Below are 22662 nucleotides of genomic sequence, written 5' to 3'. Positions count from 1 at the left end.
CCGACATGCGGGGCGCGGTGCCAATATCCTTTGCCAGGCGGCACAAGGCCGCCGATGGCGTGCAGATGACGATTGTCCGGGCCGTCCAGCCGGTACGGCATTTCTATAGCGCACAGCGAAAACCGGCGTTCCTAAATGAATGTGCAAGCCATGCCGAATATCCTAAAAGTTTGCTAAGAAGATCGGGGATGCGGGCAATGGGGGACGGCAGTGAGGTTCGACGACAGGCTTGTCGATTTTTTCAATCGGCCGCTGATGTGCATTATCGCCGTGGCTGACGAGACCGGCCGTCCTTCGGCGGGACGCGGTGTCGGCTTCCATCTCCTGGAAGACCGCGAGACAGTCGATGTCATCTTTTCCGCCTGGCAGTGGCCACGGCTCGAAGCTTGCATCCGGCAGACCGGGCGGCTCGCTGTCACCTTCGTCAGCCCGTCGGATTATGTCAGTTTTCAACTGAAGGGGTCGGCCGAGATGCGGGAGACGGAAACACCCGACCTCGATCGCGCCGACCGTTTTATGATGGCAGCGACGGACGAGCTGGAATCTCTCGGCGTGCCGCGGCGCCTCATCGCTCCATGGTTGACGGCACGAGAGGCGCGCGTCGCTCGGCTCATGATCAGTGAAATCTACATTCAGACGCCCGGCCCGCTCGCGGGCATGCTGGCAGGCACGCAGACTGGTGCGAGGTCTCAATGAACCTGCGGCTTTCCGATCTTTCCGCCTGCTTCGAGGGCGTCATCCCGTCCATCATCGCCACGGCGTCGGCCGATGGCATGCCGAACATCTCCTATCTCTCGCATGTGGTGCGGGTCGATGAAGAGCATGTCGCGCTTTCCAACCAGTTCTTCGCCAAGACCGCGGCGAATGTACGCGCCAATCCCAAGGTCACACTGATCGTGGTCGACGGCTTCACCGGCGATCAGTTCCTGCTCGACATCGGTTTTGTTCGTTCTGTTGATGTCGGTACGCTGTTCGACAGGATCGCCCGCCAGCTCAAGGCGAGCAGCGCGCAGGTCGGCATGTCCGATGTCATGCGGCTCAGAAGCGCCGACATCTTCCGAGTGCACGGGATCGAAAAGGTTCCATCGCCGGTGGAAACAGGCTCACCCGCGACGGGCCGCGCGCCTGTCAGCCTTCCCGCCCTTTCTGACGCGATCAAGGTCATCGAGCGACAGGCGGAAGCCGATGAGATCATCGACAGTCTGCTCGGCGGCGTCCAGCATGTCCTCGGATACGATCATGCGCTCGTGCTCATCCACGACAGCCATCGTGGCTGCCTCATCACCACCGGTAGCATAGGCTACGAGCGCTCGGGTCTCGGATCGGAAATCGCCGGCAGCGAGGGATTGATCGGCGCAGCTGCAACGAGCGGCCAGACGATCAAGGTCAGCGACATGAGCCGCGTGCGCCGGTTCGGAGAGGCGATCGGTCTGGAGGCAGAACGGACCGAAAATGCCACGCGTACTGTCGCTTTCCCGCAATTGTCGACGGCCATGAGCCAGATTGCCATTCCCATGACCGCCCAAGGAACGGTGACAGGTGTACTCTTCATTGAGAGCACAGAGCGGCTCGCCTTCCGCGAAGAGGACGAGGCTGCTCTCGAAATTCTGGTTGGACAGGCGGCCAGCGCCCTCAGGGCCAGCGAACGGGAAGAGGCGGCGGCCGAATTGAAGCCGGCGGTCGGCGTGCCCGAGTCTGTTATCGTTGGGCGGGAAGTGCGCGTGGTCCATCACCGCTTCGACGACAGCGTGTTCGTCGACGGAACCTACATAGTGAAGGGCGTTGCCGGGACCTTGCTGCGCCTGATGCTCGATTGGCATCTGAGCGATGGCAGGACCGAATTCACGAACCGAGAAATGCGGCTTGCGGTCGGTTCCCGGATGCCGGAGATCAAGGACAATCTCGAAACCCGGCTGCTGCTGCTGCGTCGCCGGCTCGACGAAAAGCAGGCGCCCATACGCCTCGTCCGCGTCAGCAGAGGCCGCGTCAGGCTGAAGGCGGAAGGACCGCTCATCCTCGAGGCCACCGCCTCCGACGAGACGACCTTCGAGAGGCTCTAGCCGGCCGGTAGTCTAATCCTTTCAAGGCGTAGGTCGATCTCGCTTGACAAACTTTGCATGCTCATTTGCGTTCAAACTGAGGAGCCCAACCGCGCGTTATGCCCCGACTCATGGCGCTCTTGGCTAATGACAGTTGTTGCCGCAAGTGTCTGATGTCCTCGAGCAGCGTGGCAATCGTCGCATTCACGTCATCGTCATGCCAGGCGAGGGCTGCCTGCACTTCGAAATCGACGTCTTCCTTGGCCACGGGCAGCATCAGTGTAAATCCAGGCTCAGTTGCTGGCCTTTCAGAGCGGGCAGGGGGCGGCCGATCTCGATGTTGCCAAATACGCGTTTGCGGCGTTCGGCATCGCGTTCGCGCTCAGCCTTACTCGCGGCTACGGCTGCCAGGGCATTTGCAATGACTTGCTCTGTATGGGTCATAGGAGCCTCCATGAGAATGTTCCTATTTTGTTCTCATTCAATCAAAAGTCAAGGACGTGCGGCGCTCAGTGCTCTGGACGAAAACGAATCGGTCTCCATTTATCAATAGGGAAAAGTCAAGGGAGTTAGGGGCATGGTTGGCGAAATCCCCGTCTTTATCAGTCCGATGGACGTCGAAATTGAAGGCAACGGCCGATATCGACATGCTGATACAGTCGCGGATCTCGCCGCCATGCTCCTAAGCAGCAAATGGCCGAAAAGCCGTCCGTCGTTTCACAGCGCTCTGATGGCGTCCTTGGAGGCGATGGAATTTTACACTGACGCAGCGACTGCTCGGGCAGCTTTCGTAATTGCGGCGCACGAAGCGGGGCTTCGCGTTCTTCCGGACGACGGAGAAAAATCGCAAAAGAACTACCCAAGAAATGATGAGCAGCGCCCCAGAGCGGACGCCGGGGGGAAGGTCCGCCCTTTGGAGGACGGCCCAAGGTAAGCAGATGATTGCCGCTCCCCGACGGTACACGCGATGGCGGCCGCCCTTCATCGCAGTGACGCTAGCGCTGTTCTTTTTTACCTGTGGATTGCCAAAGATTACATTCGCAGATCCCGTTACCGATGATGGTCGCGCTTTGATAGCAGCTATACGGGAGAACGATTTTCTTAGCGCTCGCAACATCTTACGCCGCGGGAATGTCGACGGAAATGGATTTGCCGATGGGCGTTTCAAGCGCAGTTTTGTAAAGGAAGCTCTGCAGGCGCAGGCTGATGACCGTCTGGTCGATCTATTGCTGGAGAACGGCGCGGACCAGAAGGGATGGGACTATTTCGCAGGTCGCGCCTCAGGCGCTTACGTGGTGGCCGTCGGGGGCGTTAAAGGACGCGGCGCTGAATCTACGCTTCGGATCATCAGGGCGCTAAGAAGCAAAAACTTCGAGCACATTCGTGGTGTAAAGGAGAACATCAGCCTCCTTTCGATCAATGGGCTTCCCTATCCAGATTTCGTCTCCATTGTTGACGAGCTGTCCGCCGATGGAATTGACCTAAAGGGCGAGTTTCGTAACGGGACGCTCAAAATGGTGCGAGTTTTCGATTCTGGCGTTGAGACCACCTGGCCGTATCTTCTTAAAATCATTGATGTGAATGAGGCCGATGTGTGGGGAAATACCATTACGAGCGTATACGCTGGGGCCAGTTGCACGGTGGAGAGCTGGCAGCAAGACGATCCTGTTTGGTTTTGCAACGAGGATCCTGGCAGGTTGAGGAAGATTGAAATTGCCGCGCATTCGCCGGGGTTTAAGGGAGACACACTTCTACAAAAGGCCGGTGGCTGGACCACGTTCGACTATCTGGACTTCACATCTGGCCAAACTGGGAGTTGCTTCAGCGTCCCCCGCGAGATCAGTCCGGTTCAGGATGAAATTCGGGACTTCGTGAAATCCACCTTCTCCGGAGAACTAGCGCAGTGGACACCGGTGAACGACCCATCATGTTCGGTGCGCGGTTCGACCATCGTTTGCAAATGCCTGAGGCCGTAAGAAGTTGCTCACCGCATGGATCCGCTATGCCGACTAGCTCGGATACCGCGCGGGTCGCCACTAGCCAAGCAGCATAACGACCACCATGCCCCAGATCGTCAGTAGCGTGTTGCCGATGGCGTAGGTTACGGTATAGCCGAGGGCCGGAACCTGGCTTTTCGCAGCGTCGGTAATCATGCCAAGGGCCGCGGTGGTGGTCCGGGCGCCAGCGCAGGCGCCGAACAGTATGGCCGGGTCGAACTTGAACAGATACTTCCCGGTGTACATCGCGAGGATCAAGGGGATGGTGGTCGCGACGACGCCCCAGAGGAAGAGGCTGACGCCGAGTTCCTTGAGACCTGCCACGAATCCGGGCCCGGCGGTAAGGCCGACGACCGCGATGAAGACGTTCAGGCCCACGGAGTTCATGAACCACACGGTCGACGATGGAATCCGACCGAATGTGGGGTGCACTGATCGCAGCCAGCCGAAGACAAGGCCCGAGATCAATGCGCCGCCGGCGGTCGAGAGGGTTAGCGGTATGCCCGCAACATTCAGGACGAACGCGCCGACGAGCCCGCCCAATACGATTGCAGCGCCGATGAAGGCGACATCGGCGACGTCGGTAGCTCGGTCGGCATAGCCGATGTGTTTGGTGGCGGCCGCAATGTCCTTTGAGCGGCCGACGAGTGTCAGGATGTCGCCGCGGTGTAGGACGGTGTCGGGCAGGATGGGGATGACGACCGCGGTAGCTCCGCGCACAATCTTGCGCAGGAATACACCACGCGCGGCAGGCGACTTGGCAATCTCGGAGAGCTTCTTGCCATCGATCTCCTTGCTGGTAACGAATACGTCGACGCCTTCAGCTGGGACATTCTGCAGTTCGGGATCGTTGACTTCCTCCGCTTCGTGACCAAGCACGTTTACCAGCACATCGGTTGGACCAACCACGGCAACGACATCGCCAGCCTGCAGAACCGTATCGGCCGTCGCCTCCTGGATCGCGCCGTCCCGACGGATGCGCTCTACAAAAACCCGTGCGTTCGGTATAAGCGCCTCGGCCTTCGCCGCCGTCAGGCCAACCACGGGCCCACCGGGCTTGATCCGGTATGCGCGCAGTTCGAAACGGTGCCAGGCCGAACCTGCCCCACCAAGTTCTGCCGCGGCGCTATGGCGCGTTTCATAGTCCTTGCAGGCGGCGACGAGGTCGATTCCAAGAAGTCTTGGACCGACAAGCGCGAGAATGACTGCCGATCCCGCCGTGCCGAAGATGTAGGTCACCGCATAGGCTATCGGCATCGCGTTGAGCGTCGCAGTTACTTGGTCGGGCGGTAGGCCGGCGCGGTTTATCGCGTCCGTCGCTAGGCCCATGGAGGCCGAGATCGTCTGAGACCCGGCATAAAGACCGGCAGCGGAACCGATATCATAACCCGCCAACATCGCAAGGATCACCGGAACGGCAAGGCAGTAGATGCAGACGATCACCGAAAAGGCAGCCTGCGGCAGGCCATCGGTCGCGATGCCCCGCACAAATTGCGGGCCGACGCCGTATCCTACCGCAAAAAGGAACATGAGAAAGAACACCGATTTTACGTTCGGCGACACGGTAATTCCGAGCTGACCAATGACCACGGCCGCAAGCAAGGTCGAGGTGACGGCCCCAAGGCCGAGACCCTTATAGGTGAATTTTCCGAGGAAGTAACCGATCGCAAGCGATAGGAAGATCGCGATCTCGGGATATTTTCGAAGCGTTTCGGCGAACCATTCGAACATGACGGCGTGATCTCCTGAGTAGAACTGCGACGGAGTGTTCGTCGCCCGCTAGGGCTGCGCCAACTCGCCCTTTGACGCGCGATAGGCCTGTAGATAGCCGCGCGCGACCGCTCGTATTGCGCGCCCGATCGAATCGTAAGCCTCGTCGGGTAGGTTGGCGAACGATACGCGTACCGACCAGTTGGGGGCATCGAAGCCCGATCCGTTCAGAACCACGATGCCGTGGTCTTCGGCGAGCTTGAAGGCAATGTCGAGCGGATGGACGTTCTGCTTGACCCAGTCGGTCACCTCGTCGCCGACATACTTCCGCGCCCAGAATTCGTAGTCGATAATGCCGTAGTAGCGGTCGAAATAGGGGCGGGCGTGAAACTCGATCCCCATCCCGTTCATCAGTTTGTCGAAGCGCCGTTGGCAGATGGCCATGCAGGCTTTTTGATAGATCTTGTCCTCGTCCATCATCTCGACGAGGCCGAACAGCGACATCATCACCTGCTGCGGCAGCGACAGGCCGGCGGTGTGGTTCAACGCTACATCGCGGCTGTCAGCGACGATGCGATCGATGAATTTGATCTCTCGCGGATGCGGAGTGAGTGCCTTGTAGCGGGCGTCCATCAGCTTCTGGGCAGATTCCGGCAACGCGCGGATCGCCTTGTCGAAGATGTTGTCCTGGGCGACTGCGACGACGCCCAGGCGCCAGCCGGTGCAGCCGAAATACTTGGAGTAAGAATAGACGCCGATCGTGTTGTGCGGCAGGTGACCCATCACCGACTCGAAATTCGGCACGAAGGTTCCGTAGACGTCATCCGTCAGGATCATTAGATCCGGGCGTTTCGTCTTCACGAATTTCACCAGACGTCCCATCGACTCGGGATCAAGCGCAACGGCCGACGGATTGCCGGGATTGACGATGAACAGAGCCTTAACCGACTTGTCCTCGAGGGCTTTCAAGTCTTCATCAGTGAGTTGGAAACGATCCTCAGCCTCCGCCGAAACGTGAACTTGCTTCAGCGCGTAATCTTCGAGGTGCGGCATCTCCAGATATGGCGTAAAGATCGGCGTGACCAACGCGATCGTGTCGCCGGAATTCAGCAGCCGGGCGTTTTTCAGGGCCTTGAAGATATAGCACATGGCCGCGGTGCCACCCTCGACCGGGTATAGGTCGAATTTCGCGCTCGGACGATGGCCGGCACACATGGCCCACATCAGGTATTCGTGCGTGATCGCTTCGTTGTGGACAAGCGCACGGTCGGGTACGGGGTAGTGGTCCCCGATGATTGAATCCGTCAATTCATCGACGAATTTATCCGGCTCGAAAGCGAATTTCTTGATGGCAAAATCGACAACCGCCTCGAGCGTCTCGGCGCCGGGGATATCGGGGTCGCCCTTGCGTTTCTGCACCCAGGCTTTCAGGCGGCCGTAGCAGCCATCCGTCGGAGGCATGCCCGCGAGACCGGCTGCTTCGTCATAAGAGACTCGCTTGGCCTCGGTGAGCGCGAACTGCCCGAGCAGAAAGAACGCCTCGCGCGCCCGTGTGGCAATCCAGTTCGGATTTCCTCGCCCAGCGTTAAGATAAACGCGCCCGGCCTTGTCGGCCTGTGCCAGGCGGATCAGTTCATCCTTGATCTCAAACGGGCTAAGGTCCTCGAATTTGGCGTAAATACCAGCGTCTGGCATGACCATTCCTCCTTGTCACGCAGCGCTCGCCAATTGCGTGGACGCCGCCGTTGTGCTTACGTTCGGGGATGATCGGTCGAACACTCCTGACATGGAAGTAAGTTACGCCGCAAGGAAGAGTAGAATCCTGTAATCTACGCACACTTCACTCGTTTTCATAAGCCCTTTGTGAGTAGGGTGCGAGAAGCAGCATCGATGTGTCACGAACGGTGCATCCGACGGCTGGCGGGCGACCGACACGTCGTTCCGGATGTAATGCCCACCGCTCCAGATGATGTCTGCTCGCCAACGGCGTATACTACCGTAAGATACGTAGGTGCGGCGGTCGGGGGCTGTTATGCTGCAACTGCTAACAAACAGATGGCTAACAGATGGCTAGCCGCGGGGCAGTTCCTTCACAGAGCGGACGCAGATCGAGAATATCATTCGAGCATAGATCTTTGGTCTCTCGCTGAGAGCGCGAATGAGGAGATTTGGCATGCAGTATCCTTCCTATCTTCCGAAAGCCGATTTCGCCGCTCAATTCCGTCCTGCTGGGTTCTTCTTCGATTACGCCTAGGATGCTCTGCCCAGCGTAGTTTGCTGTTCTGGGATGTGATGCGAAAGCGCGGCAATCAGTATCGGGCCCATGCCGAAGCGACGGCTCCGCACGTACTGAGCTTCACGCCCGAAATTGTCCTCGATGGGCGCTCCCTCGAGAAACCCGTCAACTACGCACTGGTTCGGATCATTCCACCCACTGGAATCGAGGTCGACGAGACGCGCCGGCCGTTCGTGGTCGTGGATCCGAGGGCCGGACACGGGCCGGGCATTGGCGGGTTCAAGGCGGACAGCGAAATCGGCGTCGCGCTGCGAGCCGGGCATCCCTGCTATTTTATCGGTTTCCTCCCCGAGCCGGTCCCGGCGCAGGCGATAGAAGACATTGCGCTTGCCGAAGCCGTGTTTGTGGAGAAAGTCATCTCGTTGCATCCGCAGGCCGACGCCAAACCCTGCATTATCGGAAATTGCCAGGCAGGCTGGGCGGTCATGATGCTGGCCGCCATGCGGCCCGAGCTGTCGGCTCGATCATCAATTATCGATTGACCGATCGAAGTAATCTCAGGAATTGTACTGGGAGTTGCTGCATGGTCCTTGCCGGCCTCCCGGGAATCGACTTCAACTATGCGGAGCTACCGAGTGGACGTTGCCAGATTGTTGCCGCTTGCTCGGAACGTGCGTTCCAAACTGGTTAGATGCAGCGTACTTGCAGTTGCTTACGGGAGGAGGCAATGAGTTCGCCGGGCGGACAAAGCGATGATCTCTCATCCGAACCCGCAAGGGTCCGTGATCAACTCGATCGCATCTTGTCGAGCGCAGAGTTCCAGGTTCCGGATCGCAGCCGAAGGTTTCTGGCGTACATCGTCGACGAAGGCTTGGCGGGGCGGCTGGAGAATCTGAAAGCCTATGCCATTGCCCAGGCTGTCTTCGGCCGTGATGCCTCCTTTGATGCGCAAAACGACCCGGTTGTTCGTATCGAGACCGGGCGTATTCGCCGCGCGCTGGAGCGTTACTATCTGGTGGCCGGGCAAGGCGACCCCATTCAGATTACCATTCCCAAGGGCGGATACGTACCGAGTTTCATTTCGGGCCAGCTGGACGTCGGACCGGAAACCCGTTCAATACGAGGTGACGATGAGGCCGTGGCGAGGCAAGAGAAACGCCGCGTTGCACACCGCGAACTGCTGCTGCCGCTTGGTTTACTGGTTGTCCTTTTTGCCGTGAGCGTTTTCGCGCTGGTACGGCCGATCGAGGGATTGTTCGCTTCGCTTCGCCCGATATTCGTCGCGACTTCGCCGCGTCGCGATGAGTTGCGGCCGCAGATCGTCGTCGAACCGTTGGTCGGCATCGGCCGGGGCGATGGCGACGCGGATATTGCCAAGGGGTTGACGGACGGGATCATCGTGCAGCTTACAAAAGTCAACTCAATCGCGGTTAAGACGCTGGGGACGGAAGCGCCTCTCGCGGCAGATCAAGCGCAGCTCTTTTTGCAAGGTAGCGTGGAGACAGAGAATGGCCGGCTGCATGTCCAAATTCGATTAGTTGATCGGGCAGACGGAGCCGTGGTCTGGACAGGCGCTTATGACAACAACCTTCGCGAAGGCGGCATTCTCGACATCCAGGATGAGATCGCGCGGCAGGTCGCGGATGCGATGTCCATGCGGCAGTAACGTCCACCTCCTCTGGAGGATTTGCTCTCCTGAAGATTGCGGCTTGTAATCGCGGGAGGCTAGTCCCGGTGGACGTCAACTAAGGCGGACGACATCCTCTGCCGGATGCGTCCGAAACGTGTCCGTCATCGCAGCTACCCCGTAGGTTCGACTGCGATACCCGCGGCCCGGAGGCCGCTGAAGAATCTTTCCTGATCCTCCGGCCGTTGTAGGCGCAGAGAGACCTCCCGGCGGATATTCTTCATCAATCCTGGTGCGTGGGCGTTCAGCCAATCCTCTTCCTGCTTGGCGTCGGCTGTCTTCCCGGCGGTGCCGAGGATCGAGAGAAGTACGAGATGATGCATCGGATTGTATTCCAGGTCGGACATGCGTGACCAAAGCTCCGCCGCCTGGATATCGTCTCTCATGAGTGCGCACAATGCCATGCCGATTTCATAGTATCCTTTCGGTCCAGCGCTCCGGTTGACGGCGCTCGAAATCAGCTCGCAGCCAGACGGCCATTTGCCGGACATCGCCAGTCGCAGACCGTACTCACCCGCGACTTCCGTGTCGTTGGGATTCAATGCGTAGGCGGCCGCGCCCGCCTGCAGCGCTTTGTCGATGTCGTTTCTGAAGAAACTCACCAGCATTAGAGCCTGCAAGACGCGTGCGTCGTTAGGCGCGAGCGACGCTGCTGTCGCCGCGGCGCCAGCTGCAAGTTCCAGGGTCTGGCCCGTGGGTGCTGTGCCTAGCTTGTAGCGAAACCGCATTTCATCCAGATAGGTCAGAGACAGGAGCGCCCAGGAAACGGCACTCTTTGGAAACATTTCCGTCGCTCGCTGGAGGCAATCGCGCGCCGCTTTGTGACTCTGAACATCCATCGACCGGCGATAGCTGTAGTAAGCTAGCCTGCAGGCATAGGCATCCGCATTTCCAGCCTGGGGTTGCTGGGCGATTGTGTCGGCGTCGGCCTCAAAGACCGCGCCGTATGGCTCGGCGACGGCGCTGGCAATCTGTTCGGCCGCGTCAGCCTGAATCTCGAGTTTGCCCTGCACGCGAACATCCGCATCGTAGTTGTTCGCCCAGATGACAACCCCGTCTGACTGACGTACCAGCCGGGCAGCTAGCCGCAGCCTGTCTCCGTCGAGCTGGACGGTGCCTTCCAAGCCATAAGCGGTCTGGCTTCGTTGTTCGGTTTTTGACGAATCCGCAACAACGACGATGTCATCGAACTTCGCAAGCTTGCCGATGATTTCGTCTCTAAGACCATGCGCGAGGCTGGCGGCAGTCGTTGAAAGGCTGCCGCCCTCGAAAGTCTCGACAATAATTCGTGGTTCCGATGGTTCCGTTTGCGATGTTCCAGAAGGGCTCTTGCCCAAGATAGAAAATGTCGGCGTGAGAAAGACATGAAGCGAGACGGCTCCGACCAGCAAAGCAGCGCCCAGCGTCAGGCCGATGAATTGTTGACGGACCGGGCGTGCGTTCTGGGGAAGCGGTCGTACCGTGTCGCCCTGTTCCGTAAATGGGGCCGAACCGACTGCTGGTGTAGGCAGCGTCGGTGCCGACGGGCAGTGATACTCGAAGTAAGGCCTGTATCCGCCCTTTGGTATGGTGATCGTCACAGTGTCCATCTGTCCGGCAACAAGGTAGTAGCGTTCGAGCGCGCGTCGAACGCGACCTGCTTCGATCCTGACGACTGGATCGTTTTGGGCGTCAAAGTTGACCTGGCGCCCGAAAACCTCGTTGGCAATCGTGAAGGCCTTCAGGAACTCCGACCGTCCCTCCAAGGTCTCGCTTATGATGAATTCGAGAAACCTGCGACCTCGCTCCGGCGAGTGGAACTCTTCGCTCGAGAGGATTCGTTCAAGTTGCTGGTAGACTTCCTCGGCAGTCGGCCTCACGGGCTTGATTATTGCGCTGCTCATGATGACGCCCTAACGAGATCACGCAAATATTTAGCTGGACCTGATACTAGCCATAACTACCGAAGGCTGCAACCGCTGCATGCGATCCAGCCTGAAATGGTTGCTTATCGATAGTATGCAATAGAGGCGCCTGCTGCGGATCACCTCGGCAGATGCGGTCTCAATCTGCTTTCGCGCCCGCCGTGATCGCCGGAGAACTCGTCGCTTCATTCGGTACGTCCGAAGGCCAGGCCCAGGCGTGCAGAAGCTCGTAGAAGACGCTGAGGACAATCGGCCCCAAGAACAGACCGAGCAGACCATGGGAAAGGGTTCCGCCGATAACGCCGATGAGGATTACCGGCATTGGCGTTGATAGCCCCCGCGACATCAGGATCGGCTTCAAGACGTTGTCGACGACCGTGATCGGGATTGCGACGATCGTGAAGGCAAAGGCCATCGATGCCGGCCAGGAGAACCATGCCCAAACGATGGCCGGGATAAGAACGAGGCCGGGGCCGAGTTGCATCAGGCAAAGCATGAAGACGAGAAAAGTAAGAGCTCCGCGTGCCGGAATATCGAAAAAGGCGAAACACAGGCCGCAGAGGAGTGTCTGAAGCAGTGCAACACCGATAACGCCGCGCGAGACGTTGCGAACGGTCGATCCCGCCAGCCGCGCGAAGCCCACACCCCTCTCACCGCCGATGCGACCGGCCAATACCTGAATGGTTGTCGCAAGGCGGGGAGACATGGTGAGGAAGATGCCGGAGAGAATGATGGAAGCAACGAAGCTCAACACTCCTCCGCCGATCGACGCAAGCTTGGCGAGGATAACGCCCATCACTTCGCGAAGAGGCGCCTGGAATTTCATGATCGCCGCAGCAAGATTGCCCGCCACCTGGTTCCAGCCGGCATAAAGGCGCTCGCCGACCACAGGCCAACCGCGTATTGCTTCCGGCGCCGCGGGTAGGGTGAAATTGTCGGACTTCAATTGAGCCACGAGGGCCTGCGTTGCGTCAGCGAAATTGACGGCGACCAGCGCCAGCGGTGCGATGATCAGCACAAGGCAAGCGATGACGATAACCGTGGCCGAAAGCACGGGCCGATCCCCGAGCAGCTTGGACAGGCCGTTGAACAAGGGAAAGAGCGCCACCGCAAGGATCGCCGACCAGATGACGATCAGCGCGAAAGGCGCAATCAACTGCAGGCTCCAATAGGCGAAGAGCCCAATGATGCCGATCCGAACCAGGTCGCTGACCCGGGCCTCCACCGAAATCTGCGCGGGACTGGCTCCAATCGCGGTCGCGCTCGTCTGTTGCTCCATCGTGTGTGCCTATCCCAAGAGTTTCGACAGGGCATGTCCGAATGGATCAGGCGTCATCGCGTCGTCTCCGGCACGGTGTTTCTAAGACTCTGATCCTCCACGTAATTCGACGGTCGCTTCTGCCGTTTGCCGAGATCCGGTGCTTGGAACTTTACCCGCTCGTAAGGGATCGACTGCAGGATGTGCGAGATGCAGTTGATCCGGGCGCGCTCCTTGTCGTCGGAAGGTACGATCCACCATGGAGCGTGGTTGCTGTCTGTCATCCGCAGCATCTCGTCGTACGCCCGCGTATAGTCCCACCAGCGTTGGTAGGACTCCACGTCCATGGGGCTGAGCTTCCACTGTCTGACCGGATCATCGATGCGGCGCTTGAAACGGCGTTCCTGTTCTTCCTCGCTGACAGTCAGGAAGTACTTCAGCAGAATGACGCCGCTTTCGACAATGGCCGCCTCGAAGCGGGGCGCCAGTTCGAGGAAGCGCTGCGCCTTCTTCTCGCTGGCGAAGCCCATCACGCGATCAACGCCCGCGCGGTTGTACCAGCTGCGGTCGAAGATAACGACCTCGCCGGCTGCCGGCAAATACGCAATATAACGCTGCATGTAGATCTGGGATTTCTCGCGATCGGTGGGCGCGGGCAAAGCAATGACACGGAATACGCGCGGACTGACCTTTTCCGTTATCCTCTTGATCATGCCGCCCTTGCCGGCAGCGTCGCGGCCCTCGAAGATAATGACGATCCGGGCGCCCGATTTCTTTACCCATGCCTGCAGATGGGCCAGTTCAATCTGCAGCCGCTTGATCTCCTTGTCGTAATCCCAGGACTTGGCCTTCTTTTGCTTGCCTTTGCGTTCCGTTGGAGCCTCTTGTTTCACATCGTATGCTTCGTCCATCGTTCCCTCCATTGTTCTATGTCGCCGTGCACTTTCACTGTTCTGCAGAATTGCCTATCAGCGCGCGTAACGCCTCTTCCCGACCATTGAAAAGATTGTGGGTGCCGATCTTCTTGATGACGCCGGCACGCTCTAGGATGCCGCGGCTTTCCTGGCTGAGATCGGCGATGGCAAAGACGATGTCCCGTTTCGCCAAGGCATCCGCCACGGCATCGAGTGCGACGGCGCCGGTGCTGTCCACGTGCGTGATGGCACTGGCGTCGAGAACGAAGCACTTGGTTCCGGCGGCGAGTTCCTTAGCCACTGTCGTCAATCGCGTGCGTACATAGTCGGCGTTGTAGAATAGGATGTTGCCCTGGATCGCGAAGACGGCAGCGCCTTCGACAGGACGAGCTTCCGGGAAACGGGCGAGGTCAAAAAAGCCGTGCCGACCTTCAATGTGGCCAAGTAGGCCATCACGCGGAAACATCGTCTTGCGCAGGAGGTAGACGAAGGTAGCGGCCACGGCGACGATCACGCCGTTGAGGACGCCGAAGCTGATTGCGCCCCACATGGCGATGAGCGCAAAGACGAACTCCATGCGGCTGATGCGCCAGATCTTCTTGAGTTCCTGAACGTCGATGAGGCTGATCGCTGCGGTTGCAAGGATGGCAGCGAGCGCGGGGATCGGCAGGATCCGCAGGGCACTGTGGAGGAATACAAGAGCTGCAACCAGAGTGGCGGCTGAGACCAGTCCCGCCAGTTGGGAAACGCCGCCGGTCGACAGATTTATGGCGGTTCTCGAGTCCGACATGCTGATGGGAAATGAACCGAACAGACCGGGTGCAATGTTGGCTGCGCCGAGGCCGATCAGTTCCTGGTTCGCATCGACGTCTTCACCAGTGCGCGATCCGAAGCTTCTCGCGGTCACGATGCCTGCGCCGAAGCTCACCAGAAAGATCACAGCTGAACCAAGAACGAGTTGAGTAATCGGCATCTGATGGACTGCCGGCAGGGAAAAGCTCGGGAAGCCGCTTGGGATATCGCCTACGACGGCCATGCCGTGTCCGCGGAAGTCGAAGAGCTCGGAGAGAACGACGGAAACAACAACCACGAGAACAGGACCCGGGATCTTGAGGTCGAAAGCCCTCACGATCCAGAGCAGCGCGAACATGGAGAGGCCGAATAGAAGTGACGGCCAATGGATCAAGGCGGCCTTGCTGAGAATCTCGATGACCGGTGCAAGGAGACCGTCGGATTCGATCTTTACTCCGGTGAAACGGTTGATCTGCCCGACCAGGATGGACAGCGATACCCCGGCAAAGAAGCCGACCAAGATTGGGCGTGACAGGAAACTCGCGAGGACGCCGAGGCGCAGCAGTTTTGCCGCAATGCAGAATACACCGACGCCGATCGCGAGCGCCGAGGCGATAGCGACGCGATCGACACTGGCCGCGGCAGGCTCGGCCGCAATGATCGCGGCCATTGCCGCTGCAAGAACCGTCATCGTGGCGGCATCGGGGCCAACGATCAGAAGCTTTGAGGGACCGAAGATTGCGTAAGCGATCGGAGCAACGATGCTGGCATAGATGCCTGTCTCCGGCGGCAGGCCGGCAATCGCGGGATAGGCGATGGCGCTCGGCAAACCTACCGCGGCGATCGACAGCCCCGCCGGAATATCGCTACGAAGCCAGTCCTTGTTGAAGCCGGCCAGGCCCCGCAACATTGGTAGGCTGCCTATCACCTCGGGCTCCTTTATCTTTTTGTAGTCTCCGAGTCTGCCCGGCCGCGAGACGCAAGCGGCTGCCGGAAAGGTTGATGCGTTTCAGTGTTCCAGGAAGACGTAGTTCATCCAGCTGCTCATGCGCAGCAACACCTTCCGAAGAACCGCGACATGGTGCCAATAGTGCGTGTAGACAGCTACCGATCACCGCGTAGAAGAGAGTGACCACCACGAAGAACAACACCCCGAGTGCAAAGCAGTCGAGAAACACAGTCCCTCCCTTTCGGCTGTTTGCAGCGCCCATCCGGTCACAGCCGAGGAGGAAATACTAGGCGCACTTTGGCATAAAGACCCGTAGCATCGCGTAACCTCTATTGAATCGCCGAGGGTCCATTGCCGTCGATGAATGGTCTTGGAAGGCTGTCATGGTTGGTCGGCGGGAAGCAAAACCATGTCGAGGTCGATCGAGGGGCGCTACGCCGTAGGATCGCGTAAGTTACGCCTGCGCTCCGGGCAAACACTATATGATGCCGCCATCTGCTTGACGCGACTATGACAGCGGGGGGCGGCATGACGTCGGAAGAAAGCAATTCGGCAGAACTGTCCGCGCTCGCGATCGCCGAGGCGCATTTTTCAGGGCAGGTCGAGCGGGTGCGGCAGTTGTTTCGCGCAAACGAGACCTTTCGCAGCATGTGCGAAGACCTGGCCGCCGCTGCCGAGACGTTGGCGAATGTCGACGGTCTTCCGCATGACGTGAGGGAAGCTCGGCGCCAGGAATATGCGAGCCTTGTCGAGGCGCTTGTCGCCGAGATCGGCGACGCGCTGTCCCAATCGAAAATCGTGACACTTAGTCGATGGGGCCGGGCAAAGCCCAAGCTGCGATGAGTCTGAACATTCAATCGAAGGTTTCATGCAAGGAGGTCAATGCGTGATGAAAGCAAGATCCTTCAAGCTGCTTGCGGGGCTTTCTGCCTTGGCAATCATCTCGATGCAGGCGGTGCCGCCCGTCTATTCGCAGACTGCGACGCCCACGCCGAAGCCTGTGGCGACAGAGACGACCGCGCCCACGCAGGCACAGCCGGAGACGGATCTCCTCTCCGAGGACGAAATGGAAGTGCTTGTGGCTCGCATCGCGCTTTATCCGGACGAGTTGGTAGCCGCGATCTCGGCGGCATCGCTGTTTCCGGTGCAGATTATCGAAGCGCAGCGTTTCCTGGAGGCGAGTAAAAAGGACACAAACCTCAAGCCGAAGGATGACTGGGACGGAAGCGTCATCTCGCTTCTGAATTACCCCGACATCGTCAAGATGATGAGCGAAGACCTCGATTGGACGCAATCGCTCGGGGATGCGATTACCAACCAGCAGAAGGATGTGCTGATTGCCATCCAGCAGCTTCGTGACGAAGCGGTTGCGAAAAACGTCATCAAGACGGACGACAAGATCACGGTCGTGACGGAGAACGAGAACGTCGTCATTCGGCCAACCAATCCAGAGAAAATCTATATTCCGCAGTATCCGCCCGAAATGCTCTACCAGCCGGGCTATGCGGTCGAGCCGATCTCGTACTATCCCAACTCTTACGACAATTATTACTATCCTGGCGCCGCGTTCTTCGCGGCAGCAGTGACGGGCGTTGCGTGGGGGGCCATCGTCAACTGGGATGATTGGGGAGTATGGGGCGGCAATTGGGGCGGCGACCTCGATATCGACTGCAACAATTGCTTCAACGACCGGAATTTCAGCGGCAAGGTCAACTGGAACGACGTCGACTGGACCAAGGTCGATCGAAGCAAGCTGAACATCGACAGGAATCAACTTGCGAACATTGATCGTTCGGCAATCAAATCCAGCCTGCAGTCCGACAACCGCAATCAGCTGAAGAACAAGGTCAGCGACCGGCAGGCAAATCGCGGACAGGGAACCAGAAACGTCAGCGCTCGCGCTGACGACATCCGCAAGAGCACGGCGGAAGGTCTGAAGCAGCGGCCCGGGGCAGGAGATCGTGCCGCGAACCGACCAGGGGCGTCGCGCCCGGATGCTCGTCCAGGCAACGCGGCCAATCGTCCGGATGCACGTCCTGGGAATGCGGCCAATCGGCCGGGTATCGCTGCCAACCGTCCGTCAAAGCCGGCAGCAAAGAACAGGTCAAGTGCACCGAAGATGGCCGCGCGGCCCGACAACCGTTCGCGCCAATCGAGCGCCCTCGGCAATGTCCAATCCGGTCGGCGTGAGGCGGTGGCTTCCAAGCGAGGCGGACAGAGCATGGGCGGCGGTCAGCGCGGTGGTCCACGTCCCTCTGCCCAACGCTCGCGCCCGATTCCCCATGGCGGCGGCGGCCGTGGTGGTGGTGGTCGTGGGGGCGGCGGTCGCGGCGGCGGCGGTCGGCGATAGGGTGTCCAGCTATTCAGATTTCCGGAGATAAACCATGAGACTACAGTTGAAATTGATCCCGCTGTTGCTCGGAACGGCTCTCTCCCTGGCCTGGGCGGCCCCATCGATGTCCCAGGGTCAGACGAATCTTCAGGAATTCGAGGCCGGCACGCCGCCGGCTTTCGATGACCCAGCAGCGGCGCTTGAACAACTCAAGACCGTGTTGGGCTCCAATGACCTTGATGGCCTGGCCAAACTTCTCGGGCTAGATGCGGCCAAGCTGCAGGCCAGCAACGAGGCGATGATAAGTTACGCAACGATCCGTGAGGGTGCTGCACGACAACTGAAATTGCAGGACGTCGGAGATCGAAAGGTTGTTCTGATTGGTGACATCCTGTGGCCGCTGCCCTTTCCCCTGTCGAAGAACAAGGACGGCAAATGGGCATTCGATACGGAAGTCGGCCTGCAGGAGATCATCAATCGACGCGTTGGCCAGAATGAACTCTCGACGATCCAGACCATGCATGACTATGTGAATGCCCAGTACGCCTACGCGCAAATCGACGAGGACGAGGACGGTCTCTTCGAATTCGCACAAAAGCTGATCAGCACTCCGGGACAACGTGACGGCCTCTACTGGGAGCCGGGTGCCTTTGACGAAGAAAGCCCGGCCGGGCCGCTGGTAGAAACCGCCGCCTTCAGCAAGGCAAAGCGTGGAGAAGGCTATTACGGCTATCGCTATCGCATCCTGACAGCCCAGGGCCCCAACGTGATCGGTGGAAAGCAGAGCTACATCGTCAACGGCAACATGACGGGCGGCTTTGCGTTGATCGCCTGGCCAGTCTCGTATCGTGTGACCGGGGTTCAGACGTTTATCGTCAACGGTGCCAACATTGTCTATCAGCGCGATCTCGGACCGGAGACCGAACAGCGCGCCGCGGCGATCAAAGAGTTCAACCCTGACGATAACTGGACGGTCGTACGGGACTGAAACGCGCAGAACTACGGAGCACGCGCCCGTCCCATTCGCAATCCCGAAAGCAGGCGGCTTGTCCGCCCGCTCTCATGCTCGTTTGATGGGTCAGTTACCGTTCTTCGTACTGATCGCCTTTTGTAGGTCTTCGAGCTCTTCGCAACCGCCCGGGCAGAGCTGCTTCAACAATGCCACCTGCTCCTCGGCCTTGGGTAGATCGCCTGTTTCGACATAGAGCTCGCCGAGATATTCGCGTGCCGCCTTGTGGTCGGGCTGCAGCTCCAGTGCCTTCGTATAATAGGTCAGCGATGTCCTGTAGTCGCCGGTCTTGCGAAGCGTGAATCCCATCAGATTGTAAACATCGGCCTGCTGGTTGTTGTCGGCGAGGTCGCGAAGCTCGGCGAGGGCGCCAGCATAGTTCCTGGCTTCAATCTTGGCACGTACCGAGGTCAGGTCAGGAGCCGTCGTGGATTCGATGTTGTCGACAGCAAAGGCCGGGAATGTCGTAAGGTAGACGGCTGCAGCGCAGAAGTGGGCGAAGCTTGAGAGCATGTGTTTCATGTTGGTCTCCTTTGAGCCTTTAGGCGTGGATTGTCGGAGTAAAGCCGTAGGCGCTTCCGTCCTTGACGAAGGTGCCTGAGCCAGGGAAGGGGAAGTGCGATCCGCAAATGGCGATGTCGTCGGCGATAACGCGGTCGATGAGGCGACGGCGCGTATCGATTGCCATTGGCCCGTCCTGATCGTAGCTGCCCTGCCATTCGGGATGGGGAGCGAGCAGCGCCGGCACGTACATTATGTCGGCGGAGACGAGCAGTTGCTTGTCGATGCCGGCGGCAGCCATGTTTGCCGGCAGGTGCGTGGCATTGCTTTGCCATTGGCCGACGCCGGAGCCGGCATCCATCATGACAAGATGATCGCCGAGCTTCAGGACGACGACCGTCAGTGGAATCGGCATGAATTCGGTGGTGAGCCCCGCGTTTGAGAGTTCCTGTCTGGTGTCATCGATCGAGGCATTCTTGATGAACTTCGGATCGTGCGGTTTTTTCCAGATTCCGTCATAGATCGCCGTGACCTCAACATCGCCGACCTTGTATTTGTACAAGCCGACTGCTGGCTCGAGCGGTGTTGCGCCGAGCGCCGGCAGGACGAATTCGAGCTTCGACGAGAGGCCGAAGGCCGCAGCGGCGGCTGCCGATCCCAGGACAGCGCGACGTGACATGGTGAGCATGAGCATGCCTTCCGATTTTTCGCCACCGGTCACCGATCTTTCAAAGGACGGCTTCCCGTTGGTCGGGGGGCGTGTCGACTACATTGGCGGTCGAGCCGTCGCTGCCCTTGTTTTCCGACGTCATGGGCACGTGATCAACCTCTTCATCTGGCCGGCTGTGTCGTCCATGCAGGCCGCAAATGTGCTTGATGGATACAACATGGCTTTGTAGTCGGACGGCGGTCTCGCCTTCTGGGCGATCTCCGACGTCGCGTCCGGCGATCTTGCCGAGTTCGAGAGATTGTTTAGGGCGTCGACGCACGTCGGCGCGGAGTAACACCGTCCCTGAACCATTTCCGGGCCGATGAGTTTCTCCCAGAAGCTCAACCGACGGAGATCATCATGCCTGCGAAGGATAAAGAACTGTCGCGTGAAGAAGATTATCGCGATTTTGAGGAGCGCAATATCGATGACGGCTGGCCTTATGCCGACAAGGGAGAGAAAGGCGCCGATTCGGCAAACGGTGCCTATGGCGAAGCTTCTGGGCGAGACACCAACAGCGGCTTCCGGGTGGATGGAGTCGATGAGGATGGCAACGAGAATCCTCTCAAGGACTCGTTGCGCCCCGGAATGATCGACCGCGACGACAGCGATGAGCTGGAAGCGAAAGTGGCGGAAAACCTGGAGAACATCCCCGACGTTGATGTCGGCGGTATTGAGGTTCATGCAGATGGCCATGTCGTAACCCTCGAAGGAGAGGTCGAAACAATCGGAATGGCCCGGAAAGTCGAGCTCGCCGCGCTTGCGGTCGATGGTGTGCATCATGTCCGTAACAAGATCGAAACAACCGGGGTCGACTCGCATATTCCCACTGACGATTGACACAACGGCAGTTGGGCTTGCGATCGCTTGCCTTTGTTAGTCAGTCAAATGGACGCCTTCCCCAGGCGTTCATGAGTTGGCCTTGGTCTTTCTACAATCCTGATGTCGGCCAACGTCTTGCCGACACGCCGTCTCCTGCACGTCTACATGGAGATGGCGCTGGCGGTTTTGTTCCGCTGTCAAGTTGACGATTCAAATAACCAGCGTTCAGGCGCGTGACGATCGGCAAAGATATCGCGGCATCTTCGAGACTAGGCTGCGCCACTCACGGTGTAGCGTCCGCTCATATACAATGTTAGGTTCCTAGCCATAGTGGGGGTGCCGCTGGTTACGAGGAATGCGAATGTTCCGATTGGGCAGAAAGTATCGACACCTTGTTCATGACGCCGGTTGCGGCTGCGCAAACCCGTTTCTGCAGCGACGATCTGGCTATCTCAGCGACTACTCGCGACGAAACTTTCTGGCCGGGATCGGATCGGCAACGGTTGCCGGGATGCTTCCCGGCGTGGGTAGTGCACAGACGCCGCCACCGTCCCGACTACTTCTTACTCAGGTGCGACTGTTCGATGGCAAGTCGGATACACTGCAGACAGGCGTTCAGGTGCTGATCGAAGGCAACAAGATCTCTGCCATCGATAAAACCAACGGCGCACCGCCTTCCGATGCAACGATCTTGGAATGCAGTGACCGCGTTCTGATGCCAGGTATGATCGATGCGCATTGGCACACGATATATGCTGCGGTGCCGCTGCAAACATTGATGGTCGGGGATCCAGGCATCGTTTTTGCGTCTTCAACGGCTGAAGCAGAGCGCACCTTGATGCGAGGCTTCACGACCGTGCGGGACCTGGGCGGGCCTGTCTTTACCTTCAAGAAGGCAATCGATGAAGGCATTATTCCGGGACCTCGAATTTTCCCCTCAGGGGCGATGATTACAACGTCCGGCGGTCACGCCGACCTGCGCATGCCATTCGAAATACCTGCACGCGATGGTCAGCTCAGCCTCAGTGAAATGATGGGTAGCTCGGCTATTGTCGACGATGTAGGCGACCTGAAACGACGCGTGCGTGAACAGCTTCTCCAGGGCGCCTCACAGATCAAGCTCGTCGGAGGGGGAGGCGTTTCGTCGCCCCGCAGTCCTCTAGACATGACCACTTTCAGCGAGGACGAAATTCGGGCGGCAGTCGATGTGGCGCGGGACTGGAATACTTACGTCACCGTTCACGCTTACGCACCGAAGACAGTGCAGCGCGCCCTCGTCGGCGGAGCGGCGTGTGTCGAGCATGCGCATCTGATGGATGAAGACACGGCAAGGATGTTCGTGGACAAGAACGTCTGGCTGAGCACGCAGCCTTTCCTGACCATGGACGATGCGGCCTCACAAACTGGCCCGGGTGCGGAGCGCATCAAGCAGCTATTTGCCGGAACCCCTAAGATCTACGAGTTTGCGAAGAAACATGGCATCAGGACCGCCTGGGGTTCCGATGTGCTCTTTTCTCCGGCGCTGACGCCTCGCCAGAATACCATGCTGACCCATCTTGCCAACTGGTATACCAATGCCGAGGCTTTGCGCATGGCGACGTCCGGCAATGCGGACCTTCTGGCGCTTTCAAATCTGCGGACGCCATATGGCGGCAAACTCGGCGTTATCGAAGAAGGGGCGTTTGCCGATATCCTGGTTTGGGACGGCAATCCGCTTGATGACCTGCATATGATCGAAGATCCGCAAAAGAATCTGAGTGTCGTCATCAAGGACGGACGGATATTCAAGAACACACTCTAGGC

General features: G+C 58.9%; 20 protein-coding genes and 3 pseudogenes. 12 read left to right on the top strand and 11 right to left on the bottom strand.

Annotated elements, in window-relative coordinates:
• Positions 1–210 precede the first annotated feature (210 nt).
• Positions 211–696, top strand: a complete 486-nt coding sequence (locus RGCCGE502_RS15580) for a pyridoxamine 5'-phosphate oxidase family protein (RefSeq protein WP_016555131.1) — start codon at positions 211–213, stop codon at positions 694–696.
• The gene (locus tag RGCCGE502_RS15575; protein WP_016555130.1) at positions 693–2060 is read left to right on the top strand and encodes a GAF domain-containing protein; all 1368 of its coding nucleotides are present in this window, start codon (positions 693–695) and stop codon (positions 2058–2060) included. Before RGCCGE502_RS15580 ends, RGCCGE502_RS15575 begins: the two co-directional genes overlap by 4 nt.
• 61 nt (positions 2061–2121) lie before the next feature.
• Here the strand turns inward: RGCCGE502_RS15575 and RGCCGE502_RS15570 are convergent, their stop codons facing one another.
• A complete protein-coding gene (locus RGCCGE502_RS15570; protein ID WP_016555129.1) occupies positions 2122–2316 on the bottom strand; it encodes a hypothetical protein in 195 nt (64 codons plus the stop codon).
• Entirely contained in the window at positions 2316–2483 is a 168-nt protein-coding gene (locus RGCCGE502_RS37285) for a hypothetical protein (protein ID WP_176705699.1), read from the bottom strand. The genes RGCCGE502_RS15570 and RGCCGE502_RS37285 overlap by 1 nt, the downstream gene beginning before the upstream one ends.
• A gap of 133 nt (positions 2484–2616) precedes the next feature.
• Here RGCCGE502_RS37285 and RGCCGE502_RS15560 point away from each other — a divergent pair, with 133 nt between their 5' ends.
• Positions 2617–2973, top strand: coding sequence for a DUF982 domain-containing protein (locus tag RGCCGE502_RS15560; protein WP_016555127.1), 357 nt, complete (start codon positions 2617–2619; stop codon positions 2971–2973).
• 4 nt (positions 2974–2977) lie between these two features.
• A complete protein-coding gene (locus tag RGCCGE502_RS15555; protein WP_016555126.1) occupies positions 2978–4015 on the top strand; it encodes a hypothetical protein in 1038 nt (345 codons plus the stop codon).
• A gap of 60 nt (positions 4016–4075) precedes the next feature.
• Here RGCCGE502_RS15555 and aspT read toward each other — a convergent pair whose 3' ends face one another.
• Positions 4076–5767 (bottom strand): aspartate-alanine antiporter, encoded by a 1692-nt coding sequence (gene aspT, locus RGCCGE502_RS15550; protein ID WP_016555125.1) that lies wholly within the window; start codon positions 5765–5767, stop codon positions 4076–4078.
• Positions 5768–5815: 48 nt separating this feature from the next.
• Positions 5816–7441 (bottom strand): bifunctional aspartate transaminase/aspartate 4-decarboxylase, encoded by a 1626-nt coding sequence (locus tag RGCCGE502_RS15545; protein WP_016555124.1) that lies wholly within the window; start codon positions 7439–7441, stop codon positions 5816–5818.
• A 478-nt stretch (positions 7442–7919) separates the two neighbouring features.
• Between RGCCGE502_RS15545 and RGCCGE502_RS15540 the strand changes: the two are divergent.
• Positions 7920–8497: pseudogene (locus RGCCGE502_RS15540) on the top strand (DUF3141 domain-containing protein); the annotation flags it as partial.
• Between the two features lie 212 nt (positions 8498–8709).
• Complete coding sequence (locus RGCCGE502_RS15535) at positions 8710–9648, top strand: hypothetical protein (RefSeq protein ID WP_016555122.1); 939 nt, start codon at positions 8710–8712, stop codon at positions 9646–9648.
• A 134-nt stretch (positions 9649–9782) separates the two neighbouring features.
• On the opposite strand, the gene RGCCGE502_RS15530 is transcribed toward RGCCGE502_RS15535, so the two are convergent.
• The 5 genes and pseudogenes from RGCCGE502_RS15530 to RGCCGE502_RS39190 all read right to left on the bottom strand — a co-directional run.
• Positions 9783–11552 carry a hypothetical protein gene (locus RGCCGE502_RS15530; RefSeq protein WP_016555121.1) on the bottom strand — a complete coding sequence of 590 codons (1770 nt, stop codon included), beginning with the start codon at positions 11550–11552 and terminating at the stop codon, positions 9783–9785.
• A gap of 160 nt (positions 11553–11712) precedes the next feature.
• Complete coding sequence (locus tag RGCCGE502_RS15525; RefSeq protein ID WP_016555120.1) at positions 11713–12852, bottom strand: AI-2E family transporter; 1140 nt, start codon at positions 12850–12852, stop codon at positions 11713–11715.
• A gap of 53 nt (positions 12853–12905) precedes the next feature.
• A complete protein-coding gene (gene ppk2 / locus RGCCGE502_RS15520) occupies positions 12906–13742 on the bottom strand; it encodes a polyphosphate kinase 2 (protein ID WP_016555119.1) in 837 nt (278 codons plus the stop codon).
• A gap of 34 nt (positions 13743–13776) precedes the next feature.
• Positions 13777–15465, bottom strand: coding sequence for a SulP family inorganic anion transporter (locus RGCCGE502_RS15515; protein WP_040674644.1), 1689 nt, complete (start codon positions 15463–15465; stop codon positions 13777–13779).
• A gap of 181 nt (positions 15466–15646) precedes the next feature.
• Positions 15647–15715: pseudogene (locus RGCCGE502_RS39190) on the bottom strand (DUF3302 domain-containing protein); the annotation flags it as partial.
• A gap of 299 nt (positions 15716–16014) precedes the next feature.
• Between RGCCGE502_RS39190 and RGCCGE502_RS15510 the strand changes: the two are divergent.
• From RGCCGE502_RS15510 to RGCCGE502_RS15500, 3 genes are read left to right on the top strand one after another with little or no spacing between them, the layout of a single operon-like run.
• Positions 16015–16329, top strand: a complete 315-nt coding sequence (locus RGCCGE502_RS15510) for a hypothetical protein (protein ID WP_016555117.1) — start codon at positions 16015–16017, stop codon at positions 16327–16329.
• A gap of 46 nt (positions 16330–16375) precedes the next feature.
• Positions 16376–17836, top strand: a complete 1461-nt coding sequence (locus RGCCGE502_RS15505; RefSeq protein WP_016555116.1) for a DUF3300 domain-containing protein — start codon at positions 16376–16378, stop codon at positions 17834–17836.
• A 34-nt stretch (positions 17837–17870) separates the two neighbouring features.
• Positions 17871–18806, top strand: a complete 936-nt coding sequence (locus tag RGCCGE502_RS15500) for a DUF2950 domain-containing protein (RefSeq protein ID WP_016555115.1) — start codon at positions 17871–17873, stop codon at positions 18804–18806.
• A gap of 90 nt (positions 18807–18896) precedes the next feature.
• Here the strand turns inward: RGCCGE502_RS15500 and RGCCGE502_RS15495 are convergent, their stop codons facing one another.
• Positions 18897–19349 (bottom strand): tetratricopeptide repeat protein, encoded by a 453-nt coding sequence (locus RGCCGE502_RS15495; protein WP_016555114.1) that lies wholly within the window; start codon positions 19347–19349, stop codon positions 18897–18899.
• Between the two features lie 19 nt (positions 19350–19368).
• Positions 19369–20016 carry an MBL fold metallo-hydrolase gene (locus RGCCGE502_RS15490; RefSeq protein WP_016555113.1) on the bottom strand — a complete coding sequence of 216 codons (648 nt, stop codon included), beginning with the start codon at positions 20014–20016 and terminating at the stop codon, positions 19369–19371.
• A 13-nt stretch (positions 20017–20029) separates the two neighbouring features.
• Here RGCCGE502_RS15490 and RGCCGE502_RS15485 point away from each other — a divergent pair.
• From RGCCGE502_RS15485 to RGCCGE502_RS15475, 3 genes and pseudogenes are all read left to right on the top strand, one after another.
• A pseudogene (locus RGCCGE502_RS15485) lies at positions 20030–20332 on the top strand (anti-sigma factor family protein); the annotation flags it as partial.
• A 65-nt stretch (positions 20333–20397) separates the two neighbouring features.
• Entirely contained in the window at positions 20398–20877 is a 480-nt protein-coding gene (locus tag RGCCGE502_RS15480; RefSeq protein ID WP_016555111.1) for a BON domain-containing protein, read from the top strand.
• 343 nt (positions 20878–21220) lie between these two features.
• The gene (locus tag RGCCGE502_RS15475; RefSeq protein WP_016555110.1) at positions 21221–22660 is read left to right on the top strand and encodes a metal-dependent hydrolase family protein; all 1440 of its coding nucleotides are present in this window, start codon (positions 21221–21223) and stop codon (positions 22658–22660) included.
• Positions 22661–22662: the final 2 nt, after the last annotated feature.

This window comes from Rhizobium grahamii CCGE 502, from assembly GCF_000298315.2.
Taxonomy (GTDB): Bacteria; Pseudomonadota; Alphaproteobacteria; order Rhizobiales; family Rhizobiaceae; genus Rhizobium; species Rhizobium grahamii.
The sequence above is the reverse complement of the archived record's forward strand: the minus strand, read 5'-3'. Positions and strand labels throughout refer to the sequence as shown.

What these genes read in the sequence shown, in the direction of transcription:
- RGCCGE502_RS15575 (WP_016555130.1), top strand. Translation starts at nt 693, where the DNA reads ATGAACCTGCGGCTTTCCGATCTTTCCGCCTGCTTCGAGGGCGTCATC.
- RGCCGE502_RS15570 (WP_016555129.1), bottom strand. Translation starts at nt 2,316, where the DNA reads ATGCTGCCCGTGGCCAAGGAAGACGTCGATTTCGAAGTGCAGGCAGCC.
- RGCCGE502_RS37285 (WP_176705699.1), bottom strand. Translation starts at nt 2,483, where the DNA reads ATGACCCATACAGAGCAAGTCATTGCAAATGCCCTGGCAGCCGTAGCC.
- RGCCGE502_RS15560 (WP_016555127.1), top strand. Translation starts at nt 2,617, where the DNA reads ATGGTTGGCGAAATCCCCGTCTTTATCAGTCCGATGGACGTCGAAATT.
- RGCCGE502_RS15555 (WP_016555126.1), top strand. Translation starts at nt 2,978, where the DNA reads ATGATTGCCGCTCCCCGACGGTACACGCGATGGCGGCCGCCCTTCATC.
- aspT (WP_016555125.1), bottom strand. Translation starts at nt 5,767, where the DNA reads ATGTTCGAATGGTTCGCCGAAACGCTTCGAAAATATCCCGAGATCGCG.
- RGCCGE502_RS15545 (WP_016555124.1), bottom strand. Translation starts at nt 7,441, where the DNA reads ATGCCAGACGCTGGTATTTACGCCAAATTCGAGGACCTTAGCCCGTTT.
- RGCCGE502_RS15535 (WP_016555122.1), top strand. Translation starts at nt 8,710, where the DNA reads ATGAGTTCGCCGGGCGGACAAAGCGATGATCTCTCATCCGAACCCGCA.
- RGCCGE502_RS15530 (WP_016555121.1), bottom strand. Translation starts at nt 11,552, where the DNA reads ATGAGCAGCGCAATAATCAAGCCCGTGAGGCCGACTGCCGAGGAAGTC.
- RGCCGE502_RS15525 (WP_016555120.1), bottom strand. Translation starts at nt 12,852, where the DNA reads ATGGAGCAACAGACGAGCGCGACCGCGATTGGAGCCAGTCCCGCGCAG.
- ppk2 (WP_016555119.1), bottom strand. Translation starts at nt 13,742, where the DNA reads ATGGACGAAGCATACGATGTGAAACAAGAGGCTCCAACGGAACGCAAA.
- RGCCGE502_RS15510 (WP_016555117.1), top strand. Translation starts at nt 16,015, where the DNA reads ATGACGTCGGAAGAAAGCAATTCGGCAGAACTGTCCGCGCTCGCGATC.
- RGCCGE502_RS15505 (WP_016555116.1), top strand. Translation starts at nt 16,376, where the DNA reads ATGAAAGCAAGATCCTTCAAGCTGCTTGCGGGGCTTTCTGCCTTGGCA.
- RGCCGE502_RS15500 (WP_016555115.1), top strand. Translation starts at nt 17,871, where the DNA reads ATGAGACTACAGTTGAAATTGATCCCGCTGTTGCTCGGAACGGCTCTC.
- RGCCGE502_RS15495 (WP_016555114.1), bottom strand. Translation starts at nt 19,349, where the DNA reads ATGAAACACATGCTCTCAAGCTTCGCCCACTTCTGCGCTGCAGCCGTC.
- RGCCGE502_RS15490 (WP_016555113.1), bottom strand. Translation starts at nt 20,016, where the DNA reads ATGCTCACCATGTCACGTCGCGCTGTCCTGGGATCGGCAGCCGCCGCT.
- RGCCGE502_RS15480 (WP_016555111.1), top strand. Translation starts at nt 20,398, where the DNA reads ATGCCTGCGAAGGATAAAGAACTGTCGCGTGAAGAAGATTATCGCGAT.
- RGCCGE502_RS15475 (WP_016555110.1), top strand. Translation starts at nt 21,221, where the DNA reads ATGTTCCGATTGGGCAGAAAGTATCGACACCTTGTTCATGACGCCGGT.